At 56.6% G+C, this 21,275-nt stretch carries 21 protein-coding genes and 3 pseudogenes; 8 read left to right on the top strand and 16 right to left on the bottom strand.

Features of this window, described 5'->3' with window-relative positions:
* Nucleotides 1-175 precede the first annotated feature (175 nt).
* Together D1223_RS02435 and D1223_RS02430 are read right to left on the bottom strand one after the other, a co-directional pair.
* Nucleotides 176-877, bottom strand: coding sequence for an SDR family oxidoreductase (locus tag D1223_RS02435; RefSeq protein ID WP_119374807.1), 702 nt, complete (start codon nucleotides 875-877; stop codon nucleotides 176-178).
* A 75-nt stretch (nucleotides 878-952) separates the two neighbouring features.
* Nucleotides 953-1,771, bottom strand: a complete 819-nt coding sequence (locus D1223_RS02430) for an enoyl-CoA hydratase/isomerase family protein (protein WP_233353008.1) — start codon at nucleotides 1,769-1,771, stop codon at nucleotides 953-955.
* 110 nt (nucleotides 1,772-1,881) lie between these two features.
* On the opposite strand from D1223_RS02430, the gene D1223_RS02425 reads away from it, so the two are divergent.
* Nucleotides 1,882-3,258, top strand: a complete 1,377-nt coding sequence (locus tag D1223_RS02425; RefSeq protein WP_119374806.1) for an MmgE/PrpD family protein — start codon at nucleotides 1,882-1,884, stop codon at nucleotides 3,256-3,258.
* A 222-nt stretch (nucleotides 3,259-3,480) separates the two neighbouring features.
* Nucleotides 3,481-4,221 (top strand): TetR/AcrR family transcriptional regulator, encoded by a 741-nt coding sequence (locus tag D1223_RS02420; RefSeq protein ID WP_119374805.1) that lies wholly within the window; start codon nucleotides 3,481-3,483, stop codon nucleotides 4,219-4,221.
* Between the two features lie 290 nt (nucleotides 4,222-4,511).
* Here D1223_RS02420 and D1223_RS19250 read toward each other — a convergent pair.
* Nucleotides 4,512-4,628, bottom strand: a pseudogene (locus D1223_RS19250) (integrase core domain-containing protein); the annotation flags it as partial.
* A gap of 67 nt (nucleotides 4,629-4,695) precedes the next feature.
* On the opposite strand from D1223_RS19250, the gene D1223_RS02410 reads away from it, so the two are divergent.
* Entirely contained in the window at nucleotides 4,696-5,163 is a 468-nt protein-coding gene (locus D1223_RS02410; RefSeq protein WP_119374804.1) for a hypothetical protein, read from the top strand.
* Here the strand turns inward: D1223_RS02410 and D1223_RS02405 are convergent.
* Nucleotides 5,120-6,082 (bottom strand): IS1595 family transposase, encoded by a 963-nt coding sequence (locus D1223_RS02405; protein ID WP_119374803.1) that lies wholly within the window; start codon nucleotides 6,080-6,082, stop codon nucleotides 5,120-5,122. The two genes, D1223_RS02410 and D1223_RS02405, sit on opposite strands and share 44 nt — an antisense overlap.
* Nucleotides 6,083-6,216: 134 nt before the next feature.
* Here D1223_RS02405 and D1223_RS19245 point away from each other — a divergent pair.
* A pseudogene (locus D1223_RS19245) lies at nucleotides 6,217-6,360 on the top strand (integrase core domain-containing protein); the annotation flags it as partial.
* A 95-nt stretch (nucleotides 6,361-6,455) separates the two neighbouring features.
* On the top strand, nucleotides 6,456-6,998 hold the full coding sequence (locus tag D1223_RS19240; protein WP_407646931.1) for an enoyl-CoA hydratase/isomerase family protein: 543 nt from the start codon (nucleotides 6,456-6,458) through the stop codon (nucleotides 6,996-6,998).
* 312 nt (nucleotides 6,999-7,310) lie between these two features.
* Here D1223_RS19240 and D1223_RS02390 read toward each other — a convergent pair whose 3' ends face one another.
* From D1223_RS02390 to paaG, 5 genes are all read right to left on the bottom strand, one after another.
* Entirely contained in the window at nucleotides 7,311-8,120 is an 810-nt protein-coding gene (locus D1223_RS02390; RefSeq protein ID WP_119374801.1) for an N-acyl homoserine lactonase family protein, read from the bottom strand.
* A gap of 19 nt (nucleotides 8,121-8,139) precedes the next feature.
* Nucleotides 8,140-10,530: a TonB-dependent receptor gene (locus D1223_RS02385; protein ID WP_158588371.1), complete on the bottom strand. Its 2,391-nt coding sequence runs from the start codon at nucleotides 10,528-10,530 to the stop codon at nucleotides 8,140-8,142.
* Between the two features lie 48 nt (nucleotides 10,531-10,578).
* Complete coding sequence (gene paaZ / locus D1223_RS02380; RefSeq protein WP_119374799.1) at nucleotides 10,579-12,609, bottom strand: phenylacetic acid degradation bifunctional protein PaaZ; 2,031 nt, start codon at nucleotides 12,607-12,609, stop codon at nucleotides 10,579-10,581.
* Between the two features lie 92 nt (nucleotides 12,610-12,701).
* The gene (locus D1223_RS02375) at nucleotides 12,702-13,001 is read right to left on the bottom strand and encodes an EthD family reductase (RefSeq protein WP_119374798.1); all 300 of its coding nucleotides are present in this window, start codon (nucleotides 12,999-13,001) and stop codon (nucleotides 12,702-12,704) included.
* Between the two features lie 27 nt (nucleotides 13,002-13,028).
* Nucleotides 13,029-13,817, bottom strand: coding sequence for a 2-(1,2-epoxy-1,2-dihydrophenyl)acetyl-CoA isomerase PaaG (paaG, locus tag D1223_RS02370; RefSeq protein WP_119374797.1), 789 nt, complete (start codon nucleotides 13,815-13,817; stop codon nucleotides 13,029-13,031).
* A gap of 339 nt (nucleotides 13,818-14,156) precedes the next feature.
* On the opposite strand from paaG, the gene D1223_RS18975 reads away from it, so the two are divergent.
* The 3 genes and pseudogenes from D1223_RS18975 to D1223_RS02360 all read left to right on the top strand — a co-directional run bounded on the left by D1223_RS18975 (nucleotide 14,157) and on the right by D1223_RS02360 (nucleotide 15,965).
* On the top strand, nucleotides 14,157-14,300 hold the full coding sequence (locus D1223_RS18975) for a hypothetical protein (protein ID WP_233353007.1): 144 nt from the start codon (nucleotides 14,157-14,159) through the stop codon (nucleotides 14,298-14,300).
* Nucleotides 14,301-14,328: 28 nt separating this feature from the next.
* A pseudogene (locus D1223_RS02365) lies at nucleotides 14,329-15,273 on the top strand (dihydrolipoyl dehydrogenase family protein); the annotation flags it as partial.
* Between the two features lie 89 nt (nucleotides 15,274-15,362).
* Complete coding sequence (locus D1223_RS02360) at nucleotides 15,363-15,965, top strand: TetR/AcrR family transcriptional regulator (RefSeq protein ID WP_119374796.1); 603 nt, start codon at nucleotides 15,363-15,365, stop codon at nucleotides 15,963-15,965.
* 6 nt (nucleotides 15,966-15,971) lie between these two features.
* Here D1223_RS02360 and paaE read toward each other — a convergent pair whose 3' ends face one another.
* From paaE to D1223_RS02325, 7 genes are read right to left on the bottom strand one after another with little or no spacing between them, the layout of a single operon-like run.
* The gene (gene paaE, locus D1223_RS02355; RefSeq protein ID WP_119374795.1) at nucleotides 15,972-17,051 is read right to left on the bottom strand and encodes a 1,2-phenylacetyl-CoA epoxidase subunit PaaE; all 1,080 of its coding nucleotides are present in this window, start codon (nucleotides 17,049-17,051) and stop codon (nucleotides 15,972-15,974) included.
* A gap of 10 nt (nucleotides 17,052-17,061) precedes the next feature.
* Entirely contained in the window at nucleotides 17,062-17,487 is a 426-nt protein-coding gene (gene paaD, locus D1223_RS02350) for a 1,2-phenylacetyl-CoA epoxidase subunit PaaD (RefSeq protein ID WP_119375252.1), read from the bottom strand.
* 20 nt (nucleotides 17,488-17,507) lie between these two features.
* Nucleotides 17,508-18,278: a 1,2-phenylacetyl-CoA epoxidase subunit PaaC gene (gene paaC / locus D1223_RS02345; protein WP_119374794.1), complete on the bottom strand. Its 771-nt coding sequence runs from the start codon at nucleotides 18,276-18,278 to the stop codon at nucleotides 17,508-17,510.
* A complete protein-coding gene (gene paaB / locus D1223_RS02340) occupies nucleotides 18,278-18,562 on the bottom strand; it encodes a 1,2-phenylacetyl-CoA epoxidase subunit PaaB (protein ID WP_119374793.1) in 285 nt (94 codons plus the stop codon). The genes paaC and paaB overlap by 1 nt, the downstream gene beginning before the upstream one ends.
* On the bottom strand, nucleotides 18,562-19,557 hold the full coding sequence (gene paaA / locus D1223_RS02335; RefSeq protein WP_199288184.1) for a 1,2-phenylacetyl-CoA epoxidase subunit PaaA: 996 nt from the start codon (nucleotides 19,555-19,557) through the stop codon (nucleotides 18,562-18,564). The genes paaB and paaA overlap by 1 nt, the downstream gene beginning before the upstream one ends.
* A gap of 56 nt (nucleotides 19,558-19,613) precedes the next feature.
* Complete coding sequence (gene pcaF / locus D1223_RS02330) at nucleotides 19,614-20,819, bottom strand: 3-oxoadipyl-CoA thiolase (protein ID WP_119374792.1); 1,206 nt, start codon at nucleotides 20,817-20,819, stop codon at nucleotides 19,614-19,616.
* Nucleotides 20,816-21,274 (bottom strand): PaaI family thioesterase, encoded by a 459-nt coding sequence (locus tag D1223_RS02325; protein WP_158588370.1) that lies wholly within the window; start codon nucleotides 21,272-21,274, stop codon nucleotides 20,816-20,818. Before D1223_RS02325 ends, pcaF begins: the two co-directional genes overlap by 4 nt.
* Nucleotide 21,275 lies beyond the last annotated feature (1 nt).

Raw genomic sequence — 21,275 nt, 5'->3', positions numbered from 1 at the left:
CCAAACATGACGGGCAGCAATAGTCTGCTATCGGCGCTTTTGCGATAAGCCGGTCCCAAGTCGCGCGCGAACACAGGAGACTGATCAATATACTCTCCATTACCTACCGGTGCCGACGGACCCGAAAGTTCTTCGCCCCAAAATTACTACTAAACGACCGTTTAGTCGACCCGTTTCAGAATATCTCCAGCGCCAGATCACGCGCACCAGCACCCTTGGTAAGGAAAAACACAATCAACTGCGCCACCTGCTCCGGCTGTGTCACGCCACCGGGGTCTTCATCTGGCGCTGCCGCTTTACGCAAATCCGTCGCGACCGCCCCGGGACAAAGCGACATCACGCGCACACCGGTCTTGCGTAGTTCGCGTGCAACCGCCTCGGTGAAGCCAACCGCCGCGAATTTGGAAGCCGTATAAGCTGAGAAGCCAGGCGCTGGCCGCTTGCCCGCGAGAGAGGACAGATTGACGATATCTCCACCGCCCCTTGGAGACATTCGCCGGGCGACTTCTCTGGTCATCAGAAAGACGCCCCGAGCATTGACTTCCATCTGGCGATCCCAGTCATCCCCGGAAATCTCCAGCAGTTTCGCCGGCGCGCCAATACCCGCATTGTTGATCAGAATCTCGACCGGCCCCCGCGCCTCGGCAAGGGTCAGGCATCTTTCGACGTCCGCCTCATCGCTCACGTCCATCGAGACAGGGATAAACGCTCCCCGCCCATCTGACGTGATCAAATCCCTTGTCTCTTCCAGTGAAGCAAGTGTTCGCGCGGCCCCGAACACGATAGCACCATTTTTGGCAAGTTCAGCGCTGATCGCCCGGCCGATCCCCCGTCCCGCACCCGTAACGATTGCAACTTTACCTTCAACAGACCGCATGACACACCCTTTCCTGGCATCCAAACCGCGCCCCCCCGATCCGTGCAAGCGAACATCACGGGAAGCCTGCCACAATTAACGACCGAGAAAGACTGGCTTTCGCTTTTCAGCGAACGCGGACAAGCCCTCCCGCATATCGTGCGAGCGCGAATGCACGACATTGGCGGCCAGTTCCTCTGCCAATAGCGTGTCCAGATCCCCGCCTGCCGTCTGCGCAACGAGCTGTTTCAGATGTTGCAGAACCAAGGGACTATGACGCGCAAGACGCGCAGCCAGATCCAAGGTCCTTTCCGGTAGCTCATCGTCATCAAAGACTTGCTGCACAAGCCCCCAGCGCTCAAGGTCTGAAGCCGACATTGTCAGTCCGCTATACAGCAGAAACCGAGCCCTTCCCGGCCCGATCGCCCGCGCGAGCCGGACCGAACCGCCAGCCCCCGGAAGCAAGCCGAAATTGATATGTCCATCCCCGATCTGCGCCGACACCGAAGCAACGACAATATCTGCGCACAATGCCAGTTCGAGCCCTCCGGCCAAGGTCGTGCCATTCAGGGAGGCGATAACGGGCTTTTGAAGTTTCTCAATGTCCCGCATTGTCGCTGACGCTTCGGCAATGAACTGCCGGATGCTGTCATCCCCCTTGGGAATTGTCGAAAGGTCCGCGCCGGCGCAAAAAGCCCGCCCTTGTCCCGTGAACACCACGCACCGCACGCTGTCATCCTCGGCGGCAGCCGCAACAGCGCCGCGCATGGCTGTCAGCATTGCCGGGCTCAATGCGTTCATCGCATCCGGCCGGCAAAGGGTGATCCGCATCACTCCCTCTATGTGTTCAATTTTCACATCCTGACAGTGCTGCGGCATCAGAAACCTCATTTTCTTATACAAATTCTTCCCCACTATGGCCGCAGCCGCGGAGCAACGCAAGAATTTACCTGTCGACTGTTAAGTTTTGAAGTATTATCAATATTCTCTGTTGTGAAAGACGAATATTGGAAAGGCGCTCAATCATGGCACTAACCCCAGAGCTGGCCATAGCACAGCACGTCGCTTCATGCTCATTCGAGCAAATTCCGGCTGCCGCCGTGGCTGTGGCCAAACGCAGCCTCATCGATGGCATGGCCGCGCTCGTCGCCGGACGGCGGGCGGACGGAATCGATTCAATGCTCTCTCTTGCGGATCAATGGGGTGGCGCCCCCGAAGCGCGTATTTTCGCATCTGGAAGACGAGCCCCCGCCCCACTCGCCGCCTGGATCAACGGAGCGCAGATGCGTGCGCTCGAACTGGACGACTGCACTGACACACTGCCGCTGCACCCCACCGCAGCCTTGCTACCCGCCCTTCTTGCCGCGCTCGACATTACCGATATAAGCGGCAAAGATCTGGTCCGCGGTCTGGCGATTGCGCAAGACCTAAAAATCCGGTTCGGCCTGGCGATCACACCGAACGCCATGCGATCAGGACGAAACAGCGTTTACCGGGTTTTTGCCGCCACAGCCGGTGTTGCCTCTGTTCTGGGCCTGGATGAAAAGCAAACTCTGAATGCCCTCGGTCTTTCCGCGTCATACGGCGCAGGAGATGCGCAATGTGCGCTTGAGGGCGTGACAGCGCTTCGCATACAATTTGGCAATTCCGCCCATGGCGCGCTTCACAGCTGTCTTCTCGCCAAACTTGGCGCAACCGGCCCCAAGGAGTTCCTCACTGGCCGCTACGGTTACTTGACGGCGTTTGAGCCGCAGCATGATTTGGACGTACTGCTTGGAGACTTGGGCAAACGCTTCGAGGGGACAAGAATATCCGTGAAGCCCTATGCGGCCTGCCGTTGCACGCATGCGGCCATCGATCTTGCGAAAGAAACTCTCGCTGAATTGGCTGGCATCAACGTGAACGACATAACCAATATCGAAATTGTTGTTTCGCCGGAGGTTTACAATCTTGTTGGCGGCCCACGCGAAACCAAGCTTAACCCCGAGACCAGTGCCGCAGCGCAATTTTCACTCAATTTCATGGTCGCGTCTGTTCTGCTCGGAGGTGAAGCCGGGCTTGCCGATACAGAGACAGATAAGCTCACAGATAGCGATGTTCTGTCCTTGGCGCAGCGCATTCACGTCAAGCCGGATGAAAGCAATAGAACAGCGGAAGTCGTGGGCCTGACCGAGATGATTGTCACAACAAATACGGGTCAGAAAATCTCGCTTCAGAACGCGCATCCGTTAGGCGGGCCGACAAATATTATCCCTGCCGACATGCTACGCCAAAAACTGGAAGACTGCATTTCCTACTCGGGCCGGCAGATCTCAGCCGATGCGATCAATCAATTCCTGAACCAGGTTGAACACATAGAAAAAGAACCCAATGCGAGCGGGATTTTCGATCCCTTCGATTAAGGGCGATCGCTTCTCGTATCGCTATCGCCCGCCCACAACGGACGGCCGCCTTGGCGGCTTGGCCCCTCTCAAGTGGGTTGCGCGACGGTGGCTCAGCACATGGCTGGCCCGAAGGCCAGCCATTATCATCACATGATCCAAGCTGATTCTCAGTCGGTTACCGGCGCGTTTGCCTGAAACAGGGCACACCCAGCGCCCCTATTGGCTGGTATAGGTGGAAATATGCGCAATCTTAACAAGCACTCACTTAAACGCTTGTCGCAGAAAGACGAGGTCCCTATAACTTTTCAAATGCCTAGGCCTTCAAAGAAAAATACTCGGCAATCGACCGCGTCTTCGCGCGATGGCAGCGCGCGCCGTGAAGAAATTTTAGAGACGGCTACGGATTTGTTCTACGAGCGAGGCTACGAGAACGGTTCTTTGCGGGATATAGCAAGAGTGATGGGCTTCACCCAGGCCGCAATCTACTATCATTTCCCAAGCAAAGATGAGATTTTTTTCTGCATCCTGGACCGGTTCACGGAAGTCGTTTTTCAGGCGATCAAGGATCAGTTGGACACTCCTGGAGATCCCACCGAAGTGCTGCGAAAAGCCTTGAGGCAGCATGTCTCTTTAAGCCGAGACTATATGAAGGAGGTCAAGCTCCTGATCGAAGATCGAAGGCTGCTGTCTGACGCCCGCTTACAGATTGTCCGGGCTAAAGAACGCAAGATTTTTGACCTCTATCGGCGGCACTTCGAAAAGCTTCGCGCCGCAAATCTGATTTTGCCGATTTCCCCGACTATCATCAGCTTCTCGCTGATCTCCACCGCAAACTCAGTATACCAATGGTATGACAGGAGTGGATCATTGTCGATCGAGGAGATTTCCGATCAGCTGGCGCAGCTCTATCTTTGCACTGGCGATAGCGCCGGACAGCCCTCGAAGAGCCAAACAGCACAGCGTCGGGCAAAGGCAGACTAAAGAATTTGCGCGCTTTTCCCCTGCTGGGGGGCCGCCCTGGTGCCATCCGGTGTGTTTCAGCCTCATGACACAAGCAATGAGAAGCGCGGCTGCGCCAAGCAAACCGAAGCTTACTTGACGCATGTCTACGATGAACCGACGAAGCGGGTCTTCTCGCCAGACAACCCGTGCTGTGACCCCCGACGTTCATACAGTTTGATCCAGAACCGGCGCGTTGATGTTGCTCATACGAGCGGTAGATGCAACGGGCTTTGAAGCCCGGTGCGGTTGGCACATCGCGGCGAATGCGGCGGGCGTTGATAGCCGAGGGCCGAGTGAGGCCGCCGGGTGTTGTAGTCGGTGACCCACGCGCCGATCAGATGCCGGGCATGAGCAAGATCCCGGAACAGGTTTTCGTTCAGGCATTCGGCCTTAGGCAGCAGATGCACCAAGTTTGTGATTGTCGGCCAACGGCAGGTGCGGGATTGTGTTGGCATGACCGAGCCACTCATCATTCAGTCGTTGAAGGACAAGCGTGCGGAGATCCACGGCCGGATTACTGCCTACCAGGCGCAGATTGCGCAGGCCAAGCACGACCTCGCGCATATCAATGCGTCGATTAGGCTATTCACCGACCCCGAGCATCAGCGCGCCCGTTACATGGTCAGCCACGGCTTCTTCAAGAAGGGTGAGATTGCCGACATCTGCGTGCGGCATCTGGAAGTGGATGGCGAACTGACGACCCGCGAACTTGCCGAGCGGGTGATGGTGGAGCGCAAGCTCGATGCAACCGATGCAACCCTTCGCAACTCGGTTGTCTTCAAGACAGTCCAGGCGCTGCGCCATGCCGCCCGGCGCAAGCTCGTCCGCATGGTGGAGAAGCGTAAGGGCATGTGCATCTGGGCACCAGGCGATGCCGTCACGTTGCGGGTCGTTGCCAGTAGCCGGACCAGAGGCGGCTGACGGGCGCGCCGAGCGCGGCACCGATCAACCGGTCTGCAAGGTCGCCGTTGCTCTCAAGGCTGTGATCTTCCAGCCAGGCGGCATGCCCTGCATAGGCTCCGAGATACTTGCCACTGACAGCGTGATGCTGACCGCGGATCATCCGGCGCAGGCGGGAGAAGAAGCTTTCGGCCATATTGGTGTGGACGCCGTTCTCGCTATAGGCTTCGGAGTGGTTTACCCGCTGCAGATCGAACCGGGCCGAAAGCCGGTCCCAATGAGCGACTTCATCCGCCGACAACCTCGCGCCGGCCTCGATGCGCTCCTCGGCAAAGGCGACGCCCTCAGCCTCTTTCATGAACACGCGTGTAAGTGTCCGACCGCCTCGTTGGCGAAGCACGACAACAACACGGCGCTTGCCGCTGCGATTGGCCAGGAGCCTGCGGTCACGCCGGTCGCTTCGCCAGTTCGCCGGACGAACATGACCGCCGAAATGGGCGCCATCGACTTCTACTTCGCCCTCGAGCCGCGCCTCAGCCGTCTCGCGTGCCATCACCTCGCGCAGCTTGTGCATGAGCACGAAGGCCGTCTTGTACTGGACATTGAGGTTGCGTGAGAGCTGGACGGCAGAAAGTCCTTTGGAGGCATTCACGAACAGACAGATCGCCCCCAGCAGATCCACGAAGGCCAGCTTGCGCGACGCGAAGATCGTTCCTGATGTCGCGCTGAACTGATGATGGCAAGCTGCGCACTTGAAGCGCTGCCTGGACTTCAGATCGTAGAACTCAACGCAGCCGCACTCCGGACAGATCGGCGAGCCATTCGTCTCCGGCCAGCGAAGTTCACAGAACCGCCTGTAGGCCGCACGCTCACCGCCGCGATAGATGGCCTTGAGCGAGAGCGTACGCGCGGCGGCCGAAAGGAGAAAATGCTGGGACATGGACGCGACCGAAAAGCAGTGTTCACTTTATGTTCTATTTCGCTTCTGAGATCAAGTCCGGAAAGCACAACGCCGAAAATCAACAGATAATCATCTGCTTACGGTATGTTTTGGTGCATCTGCTGCCTAAGGCCGAATGTCTCAACGAGCACCTGTTCGACCGGCTCAGCGAAGCCCGAAATATCATCGAGACGTGGCGGATCGACTACAACACCGTCCGCCCACATACATCCCTTGGCGGCCTTGCTCCGGCAATGTTCGCCGACAATGTCAGGAGAGCCCGGCCCGCTTCGCCTGAGCTACGCAAAAGCTCCGCTCAGCGGGCCTTGACCACCAACCCCCAACCAGAAAGAAAGGTGAACGGAGTCTCCAAATAGACGGCCCGGATCAGGGGGCTGGGTCAAGTGCGATCTCCCGGCTTTTGCGTATGGAGAAGCCACTAATTTGCGCTGTTAATGGGCCTGCTGCCGGGGCTGGCCTGGGCCTTGCGCTAATGGGTGACCTGGTCATCATGGCGGACACAGCGACGTTGACGACGGCCTATGCCAAAATCGGGCTAAGTCCAGACGGCGGTGTTAGCTGGCTGTTGCCACGATTGGTCGGTCTGCGAGTTGCTCAGGAGCTGCTGGTGTCAAGTCGCATAGTTTCGGCTGAAGAGGCTAGGGAAATCGGTATGATTACTGAGGTTGTGCCAGCTGCCGAGCTCAAGGAGCGGGTACGAGAAGCAGCAATCGCTTTGAGGGATGCAAGTCCCCGAGCGCTAGGGGCTGTGAGAGCATTGTTGCTCTCGAGCTTTTCAACAACGTTGGAGACTCAGCTTGAGCTTGAAGTCCGTGCGATTTCACCGCTAACCATATCGCCGGATGCAAAGCGGCTATCGGCGAATTTCGCAGCAAAGCGAACTCGGAAAAGCTGAAATTTCTTTCCCGCCGGTCGACTCTGGCGCCTCATCTATTTTTTGGGGATGTCACCGTCCAAAAGGTTGAAGTGGAACCTTAATCCGCAGACGCTGCGGAGGAGGAGTTATTTTGTCCTGGGTAGGCACGGCCGGTGTCGATATGTAACGAACTAAATAGCTAATGCTGGCGTCTCCTCTTATGAAGACGCTAGTGGTCTAACTTAGCTGTGTTGTGGTCGCGGATATCGGAAAGTGTGAGCTTACCCTATATCGCGTATGCTTATATCCGCGACCTTTTCTAAAGCGCTTGAGGCGCACATAAACATCAGACTAGGTGCGCTTGATCCGGGCATTCGGTGTTTTGGCCACATCGATTTCCTCAAGTGCCCCGTCTTTTCCGGCCCATTGCGATGGATCATGTCCAAATATGAGAGCGCCTCCGGATGCCTGAAAATCACGGAACCGATGCATGGTGCACAACATCTCATCCGGATCCTCGAGGAAGCCTGGTGGCAGGCGCATTTCGTCAAGCGACTGGCACAAATAACAGGCGTCACCCGTAAGCATGACCTCACCTTCGTCCAGTTTCAGTTTCAATGACTGATGCCCGGTCGTGTGCCCATATGTTGGAGTACAGACTACCGATCCGTCGCCGAAGACGTCATATTCACCATCTGGTTTGATCACATCGTGTCCGAGATCGAAGAGCCGCTTCCGATAGTAGTGCTTTTCATAACCCTCGTCCGCGAAGGCAGCCGTATGTTCACGCTGCTGCACAACCCACCGCGCATTTGGCAGCAATGCGTTGCCGCCGGCGTGGTCGAGGTGCAAGTGAGAATTGATCATGAAGTCGATTTTTGAGGGATCTCGTCCTGCGGCTTCGAGCCTGGCGGCGATATCCTCATTGGGTGTGAAGTCGACTGTTGTAACCGGAGCAAGCGGACCTAAGGCTTCTTCTCGATCGCAGTCGCTTTCATGAAGTTGCGGTTCTAGCCCAGTATCGAAAACAACCGTGCCTCTAGGATGTTCAATCAAATAGCTAAGTATGGGTGCGGTGATGTCTCCCTCGGCGCCATCTACCAGAAAGCCTTTTGGCATCGTCATGTATCCACACACCATGCCGTAAAGTTTGATACTCATATTGTATCCTCCTCCGGATCTAGAAATTATAGCTGAGCGTGAAGTCGATCGTGCGTGGCATTTCCGTGTAGGCATTCACTACGTTGCCAACGATCGTTGCAGATACGAAGCCATTCGTAATTTCGACCTCGTCTTCAATGTTCTTGATGTTAAGCGCGGCTGTCCAACGCTTATCAGCACTTTCAAAGACCGCCGACGCGTTGAAACGGGTGCGAGGTTGCGTAGCGGTTGAGTCAAGATTGTATGGAGTCCAATAGACTTCGCTCGTATAGGCGACTTCGCCTCGAAGGGTTAAATCTCCCTTTGGAGTGAAGAACGTGTAATTAGCCCCCAGCAATCCAGAAAGTTCGGGAGATTGCGGTAGTCTGTTGCCTTCCAGGTTAAAGGCAGGCGCTCCAAACTCGTCGAAAGTTACTCCGTCTCCTAGAGGCCGGGCATTGTCTGCGCTTACATATTCAGAGAATTCAGTGTTCAGATAGGAGCCACTAAAGTCTATTTGGATCGCATCCGTTGGCCTGAAGGCAGTTTCAACTTCGAGACCGTAGATCTCGGCCGTTGCCGCGTTCTCAAGGATAACGCTTTGGTCTTTGACCTTGTTCACCTGCAAGTCTTCGTAATCATAGAAGAAGCCCGACAGATTAAAGCGGAGATGGTCGTTGAAGAGCGTCGACTTCATCCCGGCCTCATAGTCCCATATCTTTTCTGGATTGACCGGTGGTTGGGCAGTTCCAAGGTTGTAGACGCCGCTCTTGAACCCCTTCGATGCAGACGCATAGACTAGTATCGAGGGCGTTACTTGGTAATCGAGGCCAATTTTCGGTGTGAAAGAATAGAAAGACTTCTCAGGCACGCAAGGAGTTGTGCCAAAGCCAATAGTGGGAAGTCCCTCTGCACACTGTAGATTGAATGTCGAGGGGTCGGGCATGTTCAGGAATGCCGTCTCGCTGAATGGATTAGCGAGATCGAAGGCGCCCTGATTGATCGCAGACTTGTCTTCGATGCTGTAACGCGCGCCAAGCGTAAGGCTCAATCTATCCGTCAGATCCTGTGTGTATTGTCCGAAAACGGCATAAGCGTCGGTTTCAACGATTGTGCCTGCGTAGTAGCCTTGCACTAGAGTACCTGGAGGTGCAATGGGCGCGAATCCAAGTGGATCCAGAATAAGCGTGTTCAGGCCAGCGGAATTATGCCCGCGATCTCGTTCATGGAAGTAGTATAGACCTGCAATCCAGTTGGAGTTATCGCCCTGGTGCGATATCTGAAACTCTTGGCTCAGCTGGCGGGAGCGGTCAGCGAGGACAACTGGCGCGAAGACTGCGCTGGTCTGATCCAGATCCCCAACGGCCAACGTATTCGAGCCTCTATAGGCCGATATTGACTTTAAGTCGATTGGGCCAAGAGCCCAATCGATTGTGATCGAAGTTCCCCAGAATTCATTGTCACGATAAGGCTCAAGATCGCTAGAGATATTACGAACGTCCGATGGCAGAATGCCCCCAACATCAACTGGGTCAAAGGGCGCGAAGCCGCTGGGCATTAGAACTCCCCATGGCGGCGTTCCAAGTGGTGTTCCCCCATAGTGCGGTGTCTGATGATCGTCGGCCTTGGCATAATCTGCCTCAAACATTACAGACAATGCATCGGTAGCATTCCACAGCAGCTTTGCGCGAACCGCGCGCTCCTGATTGTCGTCAATTTCTTGACCAGTGAATTCGTTTTTCCCCCAACCATCACGTTCGTCGGTACGAAAGGACAGTCGGAAAAGAAGTTTGTCTTCTATAATGGGGCCACTGATGGCGCCTTCAAACGCAACGTGGTCATAGTCTCCGTAGGTGAACTGACCATAGCCAGAGAATTCCGAAGTTGGATCGGCAGTAATCATATTGATTGAACCGCCTGTGGTATTGCGTCCGTAGAGCGTGCCCTGGGCCCCTCTGAGCACTTCCACCCGTTGCATATCGTAAAAACCGCTCAGCACAGCCGCCGGACGAGCAACAAATACACCGTCAATGTGAAAGGCGATTGGGTTCTCAGCACCGAAATTAACTGCGTTGAGACTGATGCCGCGCAACGAAATATTGGCAGAACCGTAGCTTTGTCCAATCTGGAGGCCAGGCACCAGTGTGGCCAGTGCATCGATGTTTGCAATCCCGGCGTTTCGCAGCGCATCTCCGCTGACGGCGGTGATAGCAAGCGGTGTATCTTGAAGTGATTCCGAACGCTTCTGGGCGGTGACGATAACTGTTTCGAACCGGGCCGTATCTGTTGCGTCCGGGTTAGTCTCCAGCTCAGAGAGCTCAGGCCTGTCACCTGCTAGAGGGATATCTGCCGATGTTTGAGCCAAAGCAGCGCCCGGTAGCAGTGCTGCAGATGCAAGAAGCGAAAGCAATTGATTGTTGCAATGTCCCATAAATTTCCTCCCCATTTAAGGAACTTGAATATGTCTCGCAATGTCCTACTACTTCGCATTCATGGTAAGTAGGGTGTATCTGGCAACCGGCGCATCTTCCTGATTTGTGACCAGAACATCCCACTCGACTTCGCCATAGTCAGCATTCCGGGATTTCTTGGATTTCGCAGTGAGACGTACCTTGATCGCATCGCCTGGCGAAACGGGCTTCTCAAAACGGAGCCCCTCCAGACCGTAGTTCGCAAGGACAGGACCAGGCTCGGGAGACACGAACAAGCCTGCAGCGAACGACAGAATGAGATATCCATGCGCGACCCGGCCTGGAAAGAACGGGTTCGCCTTCGCCGCTTCCTCATCCATGTGGGCGTAGAACGTGTCGCCCGTGAAGTGGGCGAAATGCTCGATATCCTCCAGCGTGATGGTACGCGCCTCGGTCTCGACCGTCTTACCGATCTCCAGCTCACCGAACTTCAGGCGGAACGGGTGGGGCGCCGCTGAATCGACAGGCGCGCCCGGCTGCCAGGTTCGCGTGACGGCAGACAGCATTTCCGGCGTCGCCTGAATCGCGGTGCGCTGCATGTAATGCTTCACGCTGCGAATACCGCCCAGTTCTTCGCCGCCCCCTGCCCGCCCAGGTCCACCATGCACAAGAACAGGCAGCGGGGATCCGTGTCCGGTCGATTCCGCTGCATTGTCCCGATTGATGAAGGCAATCCGACCGTGAAAGGCACCCGCATTCATGACGACATCAGCAGCGACTTCATTGGATGCTGTGAAGACGGACATGACGAGAGAGCCTTTGCCGAGTTTGCAGTACTCGATCGCCCCCTCCAAAGTGTCATAGGGCATCACGGTCGACACCGGACCGAAGGCTTCAACGTCATGAATGTACTTAGCTGTTGCCGGCGTTTCGCAGCGCAGGAGTATCGGCGACAAGAACGCGCCTTTTCCAAGGTCGGCACCGAGCACATCCACGGTTTCAAGGGAGCCATAAACCAGTTTGGCGTCCTGCATCAGCAGTTTCACCTTCTCACGGACATCCTCGCGCTGAGCGAGACTGACAAGCGCACCCATCCGAGTCTCTTTCTCGGACGGGTTTCCTACCTGGACTTTCGCGAGCGCGGTGGCAATGGCGGCTTGGACCGTATCCAGAAGTGCCGCTGGCACAAATGCCCGCCGGATAGCCGTGCACTTCTGCCCAGCTTTGACCGTCATTTCCCGAACGACTTCCTTCACGAAGAGATCGAATTCCGGGCTGTCAGGTGTCGCATCCGGCCCCAGAACGCAGGAGTTCAGCGAATCCTGCTCGGCAACGAAGCGCGTTCCTTCCGCGATCACACGGGGATGGGTTCTGAGCTTTCCTGCGGTCGATGCGGAGCCGGTAAAGGCAACCACATCCTGCCCAGTGACATGATCAAGAAGATCGCCGGCAGATCCGGCAATCAGCTGTACGGCCCCTTCCGGCAGAAGTCCCGTTTCAAGCATGATACGAACGGCCTTCTCGGCCAGATATGCCGTTGGCGTAGCCGGCTTGACGACAGCCGGCATACCCGCAAGCAGCGTCGGACCGAGCTTCTCAAGCATACCCCAGACTGGAAAATTGAACGCGTTGATGTGGATCGCCGCGCCCTGCAAGGGCGTGTAGACATGTTGTCCTACGAAAGTACCTTCTCGGGACAGGCGCTCTACCGGGCCATCAACGATCAGATGGCCTTCCGGCAACTCGATCTTGCCCTTGGAAGCCATTGCGAACAGCGTGCCAGCGCCGCCTTCGATATCACTCCAGCCATCACGCCGCGTTGCACCGCTCCAGCCATTGATCTCGTAGAGTTCTTCCTTGCGCTCCATGATTGCGGCGCCCAATGCCTTCAGCATCGCGGCACGTTCGCTGAAGGTCATTTTCCGGAGCGCTGGACCACCAACATTTCTTGCGTGATCCAGAACAGCCGCGAAGTTGATGCCCTTGGTGCTGGACTGCGCAACCACGCTCCCGTCAACGGCCGAAACAACATCTTCAGCCGGCGATGCCCCAGCCGTCCATTTGCCAGCTATGTAGTTTTCAATGAGCGCAACGGTCATGCTCGCTTTCCTTCATAGAATATTGGTGGTTTCTGCCTGGTGAGGGAATACCCGGGAACCGGTCAGCACCAGGAACAATATTGACGGACGCCTTACAGCGTTTCCCCGATCATTACGGTTACAATGCCCTCAGCGAAATTTGCGAGATCGGCACCGGTTGCAGCGTTCTCCGGACTCTTGAGTGCAGCCTTGAAGCTCGCTTCATCCTCGAAGTACATTTCCGCTATCAGGAAATTGCCCTGCTCGCCGATCAAGGTCCGGTCAATCCGAGTAAGTTCGGTTTTCACCAGTCCCGGAATTTTCTCGACCAGAGGCATGTGCGTTGTCTCGTAGTGCTTCATGAAAGCATCGGCGTCGCCGGGTGCCTTGTAGAGTGCAATCATCTTTTTCATATCTGGCCGCTCCAGTTCATGAGGTCTTCAGCTACCGGTAAATTCCGGCGTTCTCTTCTGCATGAAGGCAGAAACGCCTTCCTGATAATCGTGGGATTTTCCGAGGCGGCTCATGAGGTCGCGCTCATTGTCGAGCTCCGCGTCGAGAGAATTGAGCCAGGCACCGCGTATCGCGTGCCGCGTCGCCGCAAAGCCCAATGTCGGGCCGGAAGCAAACCTTGTTGCGAGCGCCAGAGCTTCCTTCATCAGGTCTTCGTCCTCGACACATTTCCATATCATCCCCCACTCCTCCGCCTTTTCAGCAGGAAGCGGCATGCCGGTAAGAGCCAGGCCCATAGCGCGCGCCTGTCCGACCAGGCGCGGCAGAACCCAAGTGCCACCGGTGTCGGGTATCAGACCGATATTTGCGAATGACTGGATGAATTTGGCGCTTCGGGCCGCCAATACGATATCACATGCGAGGGCGAGGTTCGCTCCAGCCCCGGCCGCAACACCGTTCACCGCGCAGATGACAGGTATGTCCAACCCCGCGAGGCACCGAATGAGCGGATTGTAATAGGCCTCAACCGAGTGACCGAGATCGACGGCCTCTCCAGGAGCAACTGCACGGTCTGACAGGTCCTGCCCCGCACAAAACCCGCGTCCCGCTCCCGTGATGAGCAATGCGCGGACTTGCTTGTCCGCCACCATACCATCCAGCGCTTTACGGACCTCTTCGTGCATCTGGACAGTAAAGCTGTTCAGCCGGTCCGGGCGCGCAAGCGTGAGCGTCGCAACGCCTTCAGCAACTTTGTATTCAATTGTTTCGAATGCCATCGTCCATCCACCCTCATTTCGCTTCTTTGACACTTTATAGACTGAACGATTGGACTATGAAAGAGGCGATATGATCCGATGTCAACCAAACTTGAGATGGTGTCGACTCTAGGAGCCCGCGCAATATTGGAAAATTAGTTTCATTTGCAACTTTACTATAGCCCTGAAATTCTGTAATTATCGCTTCGTTGATTGGGGTTTTCGTTGCGTTCCCGCAGATAAGGCCCTGAGTTTAGATTGCATTTCTTACTGAGAGCAGTGATCCTGAGAATGGACGTCAGGGCGACACGCCACTCTTTAATAGACTAACCGTTCGTATTTTTAATTTGGAGCGCCCCGATGGCTACAGCAAAGCAAAAGACGGTAAATGCTGGAAGAAACACGCCGGAACCCCAGTTTGACTGGGAGAACGTCGCCTATTTCCTCCATTTGTCTCGCGCACTCGAAGATTTGGAAGAGATCGAACTGGTTCCAGCGCGATAGGTTCTCTACCAATTCTCTGCGCGAGTATGTTGAAATCGATCACGAGACAATTCTCGATTCCACAGACGCCTTGGAGCTGAGTGCCGTTCCGGCCAGCCTGGCAATTATTGGTGGCGGCGTCATCGGGCTGGAAATGGGGTCGATCTGCAGCCGCCTCGGCGCCGAGGTTACCGTCATCGAGTATCTGGACGAGATCCTGCCCGGTATGGACGAGGACGTGCGCCGCGAAATGAACAAGACCCTTTTCGGTCAGGGGCTCCGCCTGAGAACCGGTACGGAAGTTCTCTCGGTCAAGCCGGCCGCAAAGTCGGGCGTGCAGCTCAGTGTGCGCGCCCGAAAGGACGGCAAGGACGAAACGATCAAGGCCGAGAATGTGCTGGTTGCGGTCGGCCGGGTACCGAATACGGCAGGCCTTGGTCTCGACAAGGCCGGCGTTGAGATCAATGCCCGCGGGCAGGTCGAGGTCGACCATGGCTTTCGGACTTCCGTCCCGCACATCTATGCTATCGGGGATGTCACGCCCGCCCTCATGCTCGCTCACAGGGCCGAGGATGAAGGCATAGCCGTCGCCGAACTGATTGCCGGAGAGCCCGGCATCGTCAATCACGACCTGGTTCCGTCCGTAGTGTACACCAATCCCGAAGTAGCAGGTGCCGGGCTTACGGAGGCTGATGCCAGGGCGCGCGGCAAGACCAGGGTCGGCAAGTTTCCGTTTGTCGGCAATTCGAGCGCCAAGGTGAACCATGAAGAGGGTGGCTTTGTAAAAATCATCGCCGACGCTAAAATAGATGAAGTCCTGGGCGCCTGGGTCGTATCCTCCATGGCAGGAACCATGAACGCTCAAGTGGTGTAGGCGATGGAGTTCGGGGCGACAGCGGAAGACATAGCTTATACTTGTCATGCGCATCCGACGCACTCGGAAGCAATAAAGGAGGCGTCACTGGGCGTGAAAGGCAAACCAATCCATATCTGAATGCACCGCAGAGTGGTACATGGACCCTTCCTGCTTCAGGTGTTACCCATCTTACGAATCGTGGAAAATTCCTTGATAAAGGAGTGCCAATGGCAAGAACTCGTGCGGCAGATTATGATGAACGGCGTGAAGCGATCGTAGAAAAGGCTGCTGAGCTATTTGCCGACAAGGGCTTTGAAGGCGCATCGATTTCCGGACTGGCCGCCGCCTGCAATACATCCAAATCTCTGATCTACCATTACTACGCTTCGAAGGAAGAATTGCTCTACGCGGTCATGTCGTCACACATCGACGACCTGCTGGACGCTGTGAACAATCTGGCCGTCGCCCAGGGGAAGCCCGCAGAGAGGATGTCGACCCTCATCCATGAATTCATGGACATCTATGTCGGCGCAGCGGCGCGCCAGAAAGTGCTCCTGAATGACCTGCGGAGCCTGCCGGATGAACGCCGCTCCGAAATTGTGCTGAAACAGCGCAGCGTGATTGCAGCGATGGACCGCCTGCTGGCTGGCGTTCAACCCGCTCTGGGCAAGGACAAGCACCGCCTGCGCGCGGCGACCATGCTCGTCTTTGGCATGATCAACTGGACGAGCAACTGGTACCGCCCCAAAGGACCCGTTTCTCCAGACGAACTGGCGAGCCTTGCAACCGCGCTCATTCTGGACGGCGCGAAAGGCTACAAGGGCCCCTAGCGACTGCTACCCGTCGAAATCCAGAACAACATCATCGCTCAGCGGTAGTGCCTGACACGTCAGAACGTATCCCTGCTGAACTTCTTCGGGCGACAGGCCGTAATTCACGGCCATGTCGACCTCGCCGGAGACAAGCTTTGCCCTGCATGTCGCACAGACACCGGCCTTGCAGGCAAATGGCGCAGGCATGCCGGCCGCATGGATATTCTCCAGGATGCTTCCTTGCGAAGGATCGTATGAAAGGCGTCGCCGGCGCCCATCCATGACGATCGATATCTTCCGTCCTTCGGCCGCCTTTCGGCTTTCCTCGATCCGCCGCGCCTCGTCGCCAGACGGCCGGTCTACAGTAAAGCGTTCAACGTGGATGGAGGCCTGAGGAACGCCAAGGGCCAGGAATGCGCTTTCTGCGGCATCCATCATGGGCCCCGGCCCGCAGATGAAGATTTCATCGATGCTCTCTGCATCGATCAGCGAGTCGGCAAGCGTGTCCAGCTTCTCGCGATCGAGCCGCCCGTTGAACAGGGGCACGTCTTCGTCTTCTTCGTCCTCCAGGAAGTGATACACTTCCAGCCGGTCCATGAACTTGTTCTTTAGCGCCGCAAGCGTTTCCAGGAACATTACGGAATCGCTGTCCCTGTTGCCATAAAGCAGCGTGAACCGGCTTGCAGGCTCAGAGAGCAAAGCTGTTTTCAGAAGCGAGAGAACTGGAGTTATGCCGGATCCGCCGGCGATACCGAGATACGATTTCTGAGCGTCCGGGGAGAATGCCGTGGTGAACGCTCCGTGTGGCGCCATGACTTCGATGGACTCCCCTTTCTTGAGCGTTTCATTCGCCCAATTGGAAAAGCGGCCATCAAGTATTCGTTTGATCGCGACACGGACTTCCCCCTCTTGAGGCGATACACAGAGCGAGTAATTCCTGCGGAGGTCTTCTCCGTTCACGTCCGCTTTCAACGTGATGTGCTGACCGGCCCGAAAGGCAAACGCCTCTGCAAGGTCTTCAGGAACGTCCAGGCAAACCGAAATGGAATCGCGCGTTTCCGGCCGGATGTCTTTTATGGTCAGGCGGTGAAATTCAGACGACATGAAACAGACCTCAGTGGCATTTGAAACGGTCGAAGGGCTCGAGGCACTCCAGACAACGCCATTGCGCCTTGCATGGTGTCGACCCGAAGCGGCTAACTTCTTCAGTATGTGTTGACCCGCATTGCGGGCATGCGACGGGCTTTCCGGGATCAGGAGGAGCGATGCCGTAGGCCCTGAGTTTTTGGCGACCTTCCGTGGTGATCCAATCCGTTGTCCAGGCCGGCGACAGCACGGTACGGATGCTGAATGACTCCAGTCCGTGATCATCCAGACATCGCCGTATGGCGGCCTCAATCGCCAGCGTCGCGGGGCACCCCGAATAAGTAGGTGTTATGTGAACTTCCGGTGGGTCGAGGTGGACAGCTCGTACGATCCCCAATTCGACGACAGAAAGCGCAGGTATTTCCGGATCAGGGACGCTGGATAGCAGCCCCATGATCTTGTCGGCTGTCGCATTCACCACACCGCCCCCGGATAGGTCCTTGGAATATGCTGCATGACGGCAAGCAGATGACCAAGATGTTCACTATGATGCCCTTCCCGACCCCCGGTAATCGATCTCGGCAGCTCAGGAATTTCCAGACCGGCGTCATTGAAGACTGCCTCAAGCCGTGAGTCGAACTCCGACTTGAGCGTCGACGGCAGGACGCCGATGTCTGCTGCGGCGACTGCTTCGCTTAGCGCATCGTCCTCGAACATCTCGCCCACAAAACGCCAGTGCCAGTCAAAGCCCGCGACAAGACGCTCGCGGCTCTCATCGGTCCCATCGCCCAAGCGCACAACCCAGTCTGAAGCGAGTTGGAGATGATACTCGGTTTCCTTGACCGCCTTGGCACAGATCTCTGCGACAGCTGTGTTGGAAGACGCGGTCAGATGGCGGAACAGCGCAAACTGATATGATGAGAACAGAAACTGGCGCGCAATTGTCTGGCCGAAGTCACCATTGGGTTGTTCGACCAGCAGGCAGTTTCTGAAGCTCATGACATCACGGCCAAACGCCAGAGCATCTGCGTCCCGGCCTTGACCCTCTGCTTCGCCGGCAGCGTTCAGCAATAGCGTTGCCTGCCCGATTAGATCAAGCGCGACGTTAGCCAAGCTCAGGTCGAGTTCAATACTCGGCGCATGCCCGCACCACTCGCTCAGACGCTGGCCAAGGACCAGCGAATCATCTCCAAGTCGCAACAAATACTGCGTAAGCTGATCAGTACTTAAGACAGCCTCAGTCATCACATATTCTCGATATTCTCGGGGATCTGGTAGAATGTCGGATGGCGATAGATCTTTGACTCTGCCGGCTCGAAAATCGGTCCTGATTTATCGGGATCGGATGCGATGATATCTGACGACTTCACGACCCAGAGGCTCACGCCTTCCATCCTGCGCGTATAGGTATCGCGGGCATGCAGCAGCGCGATCTTTTCGTCCGGCGCGTGGACCGATCCGGCATGCTTGTGGGACAGACCGCCGCGCGTTCGCACAAAAACTTCCCAGAGAGGCCAGTCCTTGCTCATTACGCAGCTTCCTTCCGGGCCGCGGCCTTCGCAGCATAGGCATTCGCGGCATCGCGAACCCATGCCCCTTCGTCCCAGGCCTTGCGCCGTGCCTGCATGCGCTCGCGCGCAACCGGCCCCTCTCCGCGGATGACCGAGTAGAACTCTTCCCAGTCAATTTCGCCGAAGTCGTAGTGGCCGCGTTCCTCATTCCAGGCGAGCGCATCGTCGGGGACACGCAGGTCGATGGCTTCCGCCTGCGGCACCGTCGCGTCGACAAAGCGCTGGCGAAGCTGGTCATTGGTCTCGCGCTTGATTCGCCACCGCATGGATTGCGCCGTATTGGGAGAATTGTCGTCCGGCGGACCAAACATCATCAGCGATGGCCACCACCACCGGTTCAGCGCGTCTTGCGCCATAGCCTTCTGCGCTTCGGTACCGTCCATCAGTGCCATCATGATCTCGTAGCCCTGGCGCTGGTGGAAGCTCTCTTCCTTGCAGACGCGGATCATCGCCCGCGCATAGGGCCCGTAGGACGTCCGCTGCAGCGGTACCTGGTTCATGATCGCGGCACCATCGACCAGCCAGCCGATTGCACCGATGTCGGCCCAGGTCAGCGTCGGATAGTTGAAAATGGTGGAGTACTTTGCCTTGCCCGAGTGCAGGTCCTCGATCAACTCGTCCCGTCCGACGCCCAGCGTCTCGGCGGCACAGTAGAGGTACAGGCCATGCCCCCCCTCATCCTGCACCTTGGCAAGAAGTACTGCCTTGCGCCGCAGTGACGGTGCACGCGTGATCCAGTTTCCTTCCGGCAGCATTCCGACAATCTCCGAATGCGCATGCTGTGAGATCTGGCGGATCAGGGTCTTGCGATACGCCTCCGGCATCCAATCCTTGGGCTCGATGAACTCGTCGGCAGCAACGCGCGCTTCAAACGCATCCACAAGGGCTGCATCCTCTACAGGACCGATTTTTTCGGACCCTTTCTGACCATTCCTCATATCCGTCGTGTACATCACCGTTCCTTTCTTTTCAGCGGACTATATAATAGACCGACCGACCGTTCAACTTATTATACCCGTTCCAAGCCGAGCGCAATCCCCTGCCCCACGCCGACGCACATTGTGCAAAGTGCCCTCTTGCCACCGGTCTCACCCAGCTCCAGAGCCGCCGTCAGTGCCAACCGCGCCCCCGACATGCCCAGCGGATGCCCAAGAGCGATCGCCCCCCCATTCGGGTTCACATGATCTGCATCATCGGGCAGCCCGAGCTGACGCAATACGGCCAATCCCTGAGACGCAAACGCTTCATTCAGCTCAATTACATCAAAGTCGGAGATGGAAAGCCCGTGTCGCTTCATCAATCTGGCTGAGGCTGGAGCAGGCCCGATACCCATGATTCGTGGCGGAACACCTGCTGCCGCCCCACCGATTACCCGCGCAATCGGAGTTAGTCCGTGCTCCTTTACCGCTTCCTCAGAGGCAATAATAAGCGCGGCAGCTCCATCGTTCACACCACTCGCATTGCCGGCCGTAATTGTCCCGCCCGGTTTGACAATCGGACGCAGCTTGCCGAGCACGTCGAGTGACGTGCTCCGGGGGTGTTCGTCATCCGAGACTATAATGGGATCTCCCTTTCTTTGGGGAATTTCGACCGGAACGATTTCCCGCTGAAAGCGCCCACGCGCTTGAGCCGCCGCTGTACGTTCCTGACTGCGAAGCGCAAAGGCATCCTGGTCCGCTCGTGAAATCTGAAAATCTTCAGCGACATTTTCTGCGGTTTCCGGCATTGAGTCGACGCCATACTTGGACTTCAGATTCGCATTGACGAAGCGCCAGCCAATCGTGGTGTCATAGATCTCAGCATTGCGCGAATAGGCGGAAGCAGCCTTCGGCATTACAAACGGCGCGCGTGACATGCTCTCTGAACCGCCCGCGATAATGAAGTCTGCATCACCGACAATGATCGCTCTTGCGGCCATGGCTATTGCGTCGAGGCCGGACCCGCAAAGCCGGTTGATCGTTGTCCCAGGCGCCGTATCGCCCAGCCCCGCCAGCAATCCCGCCATTCTGGCCAGATTGCGGTTATCTTCGCCCGCCTGATTGGCACATCCCAGGATCACGTCATCAAGCTTCGTCCAGTCAGCCGATGGATTTCGTTCGATAAGCGCCTTGATAGGCAACGCAGCGAGATCGTCCGCCCGAACAGCAGAGAGCGCTCCCCCAAACCGTCCGATAGGCGTGCGGACCCCATCACAAATAAAGGCATTCCTGGTCATTCTGGTCTTTCCATTGGCAAAGTGGGTTTTCCGAGGCGGCGGGACCGGGCTTGCGCAACGGCAACAGCTTCACCTTCTTCATTGGTCACGGAAATTCTGTAGACGGCGCTCCTGCCGTGATCGGCAATCATTTCCGCCGTCGCGATGAGTACCTCACCGATCCGAGCCGGCCGGATATATTCAATCGTCGCCGACTGTCCGACGGAAAGCTCGTTCTCGCTGTTCGCTGCATAGGCAAAGGCACTATCAGCAAGGGCAAATATGACGCCCCCGTGCACCATGCCAAAGCCGTTCGTCATTTCGTTCACCGTCCGAAGCGCAATGGTAACTCGCCCCAAACTGGCGGAGCGGACTTCCACGCCCCAAGACGGTCCGAGGCCCTCACTGCTGAGCATGGTTTGAGAGATTTCAAGCGGATCGAATTCCGATCGGCGGCATTCATCAGGACCGGACATC

Origin of the sequence: Henriciella mobilis, from assembly GCF_003576285.1 — a bacterium.
GTDB lineage: Bacteria > Pseudomonadota > Alphaproteobacteria > Caulobacterales > Hyphomonadaceae > Henriciella > Henriciella mobilis.
Note: the sequence above shows the minus strand (reverse complement) of the source record. Positions and strands in the feature narration are given on the sequence as shown.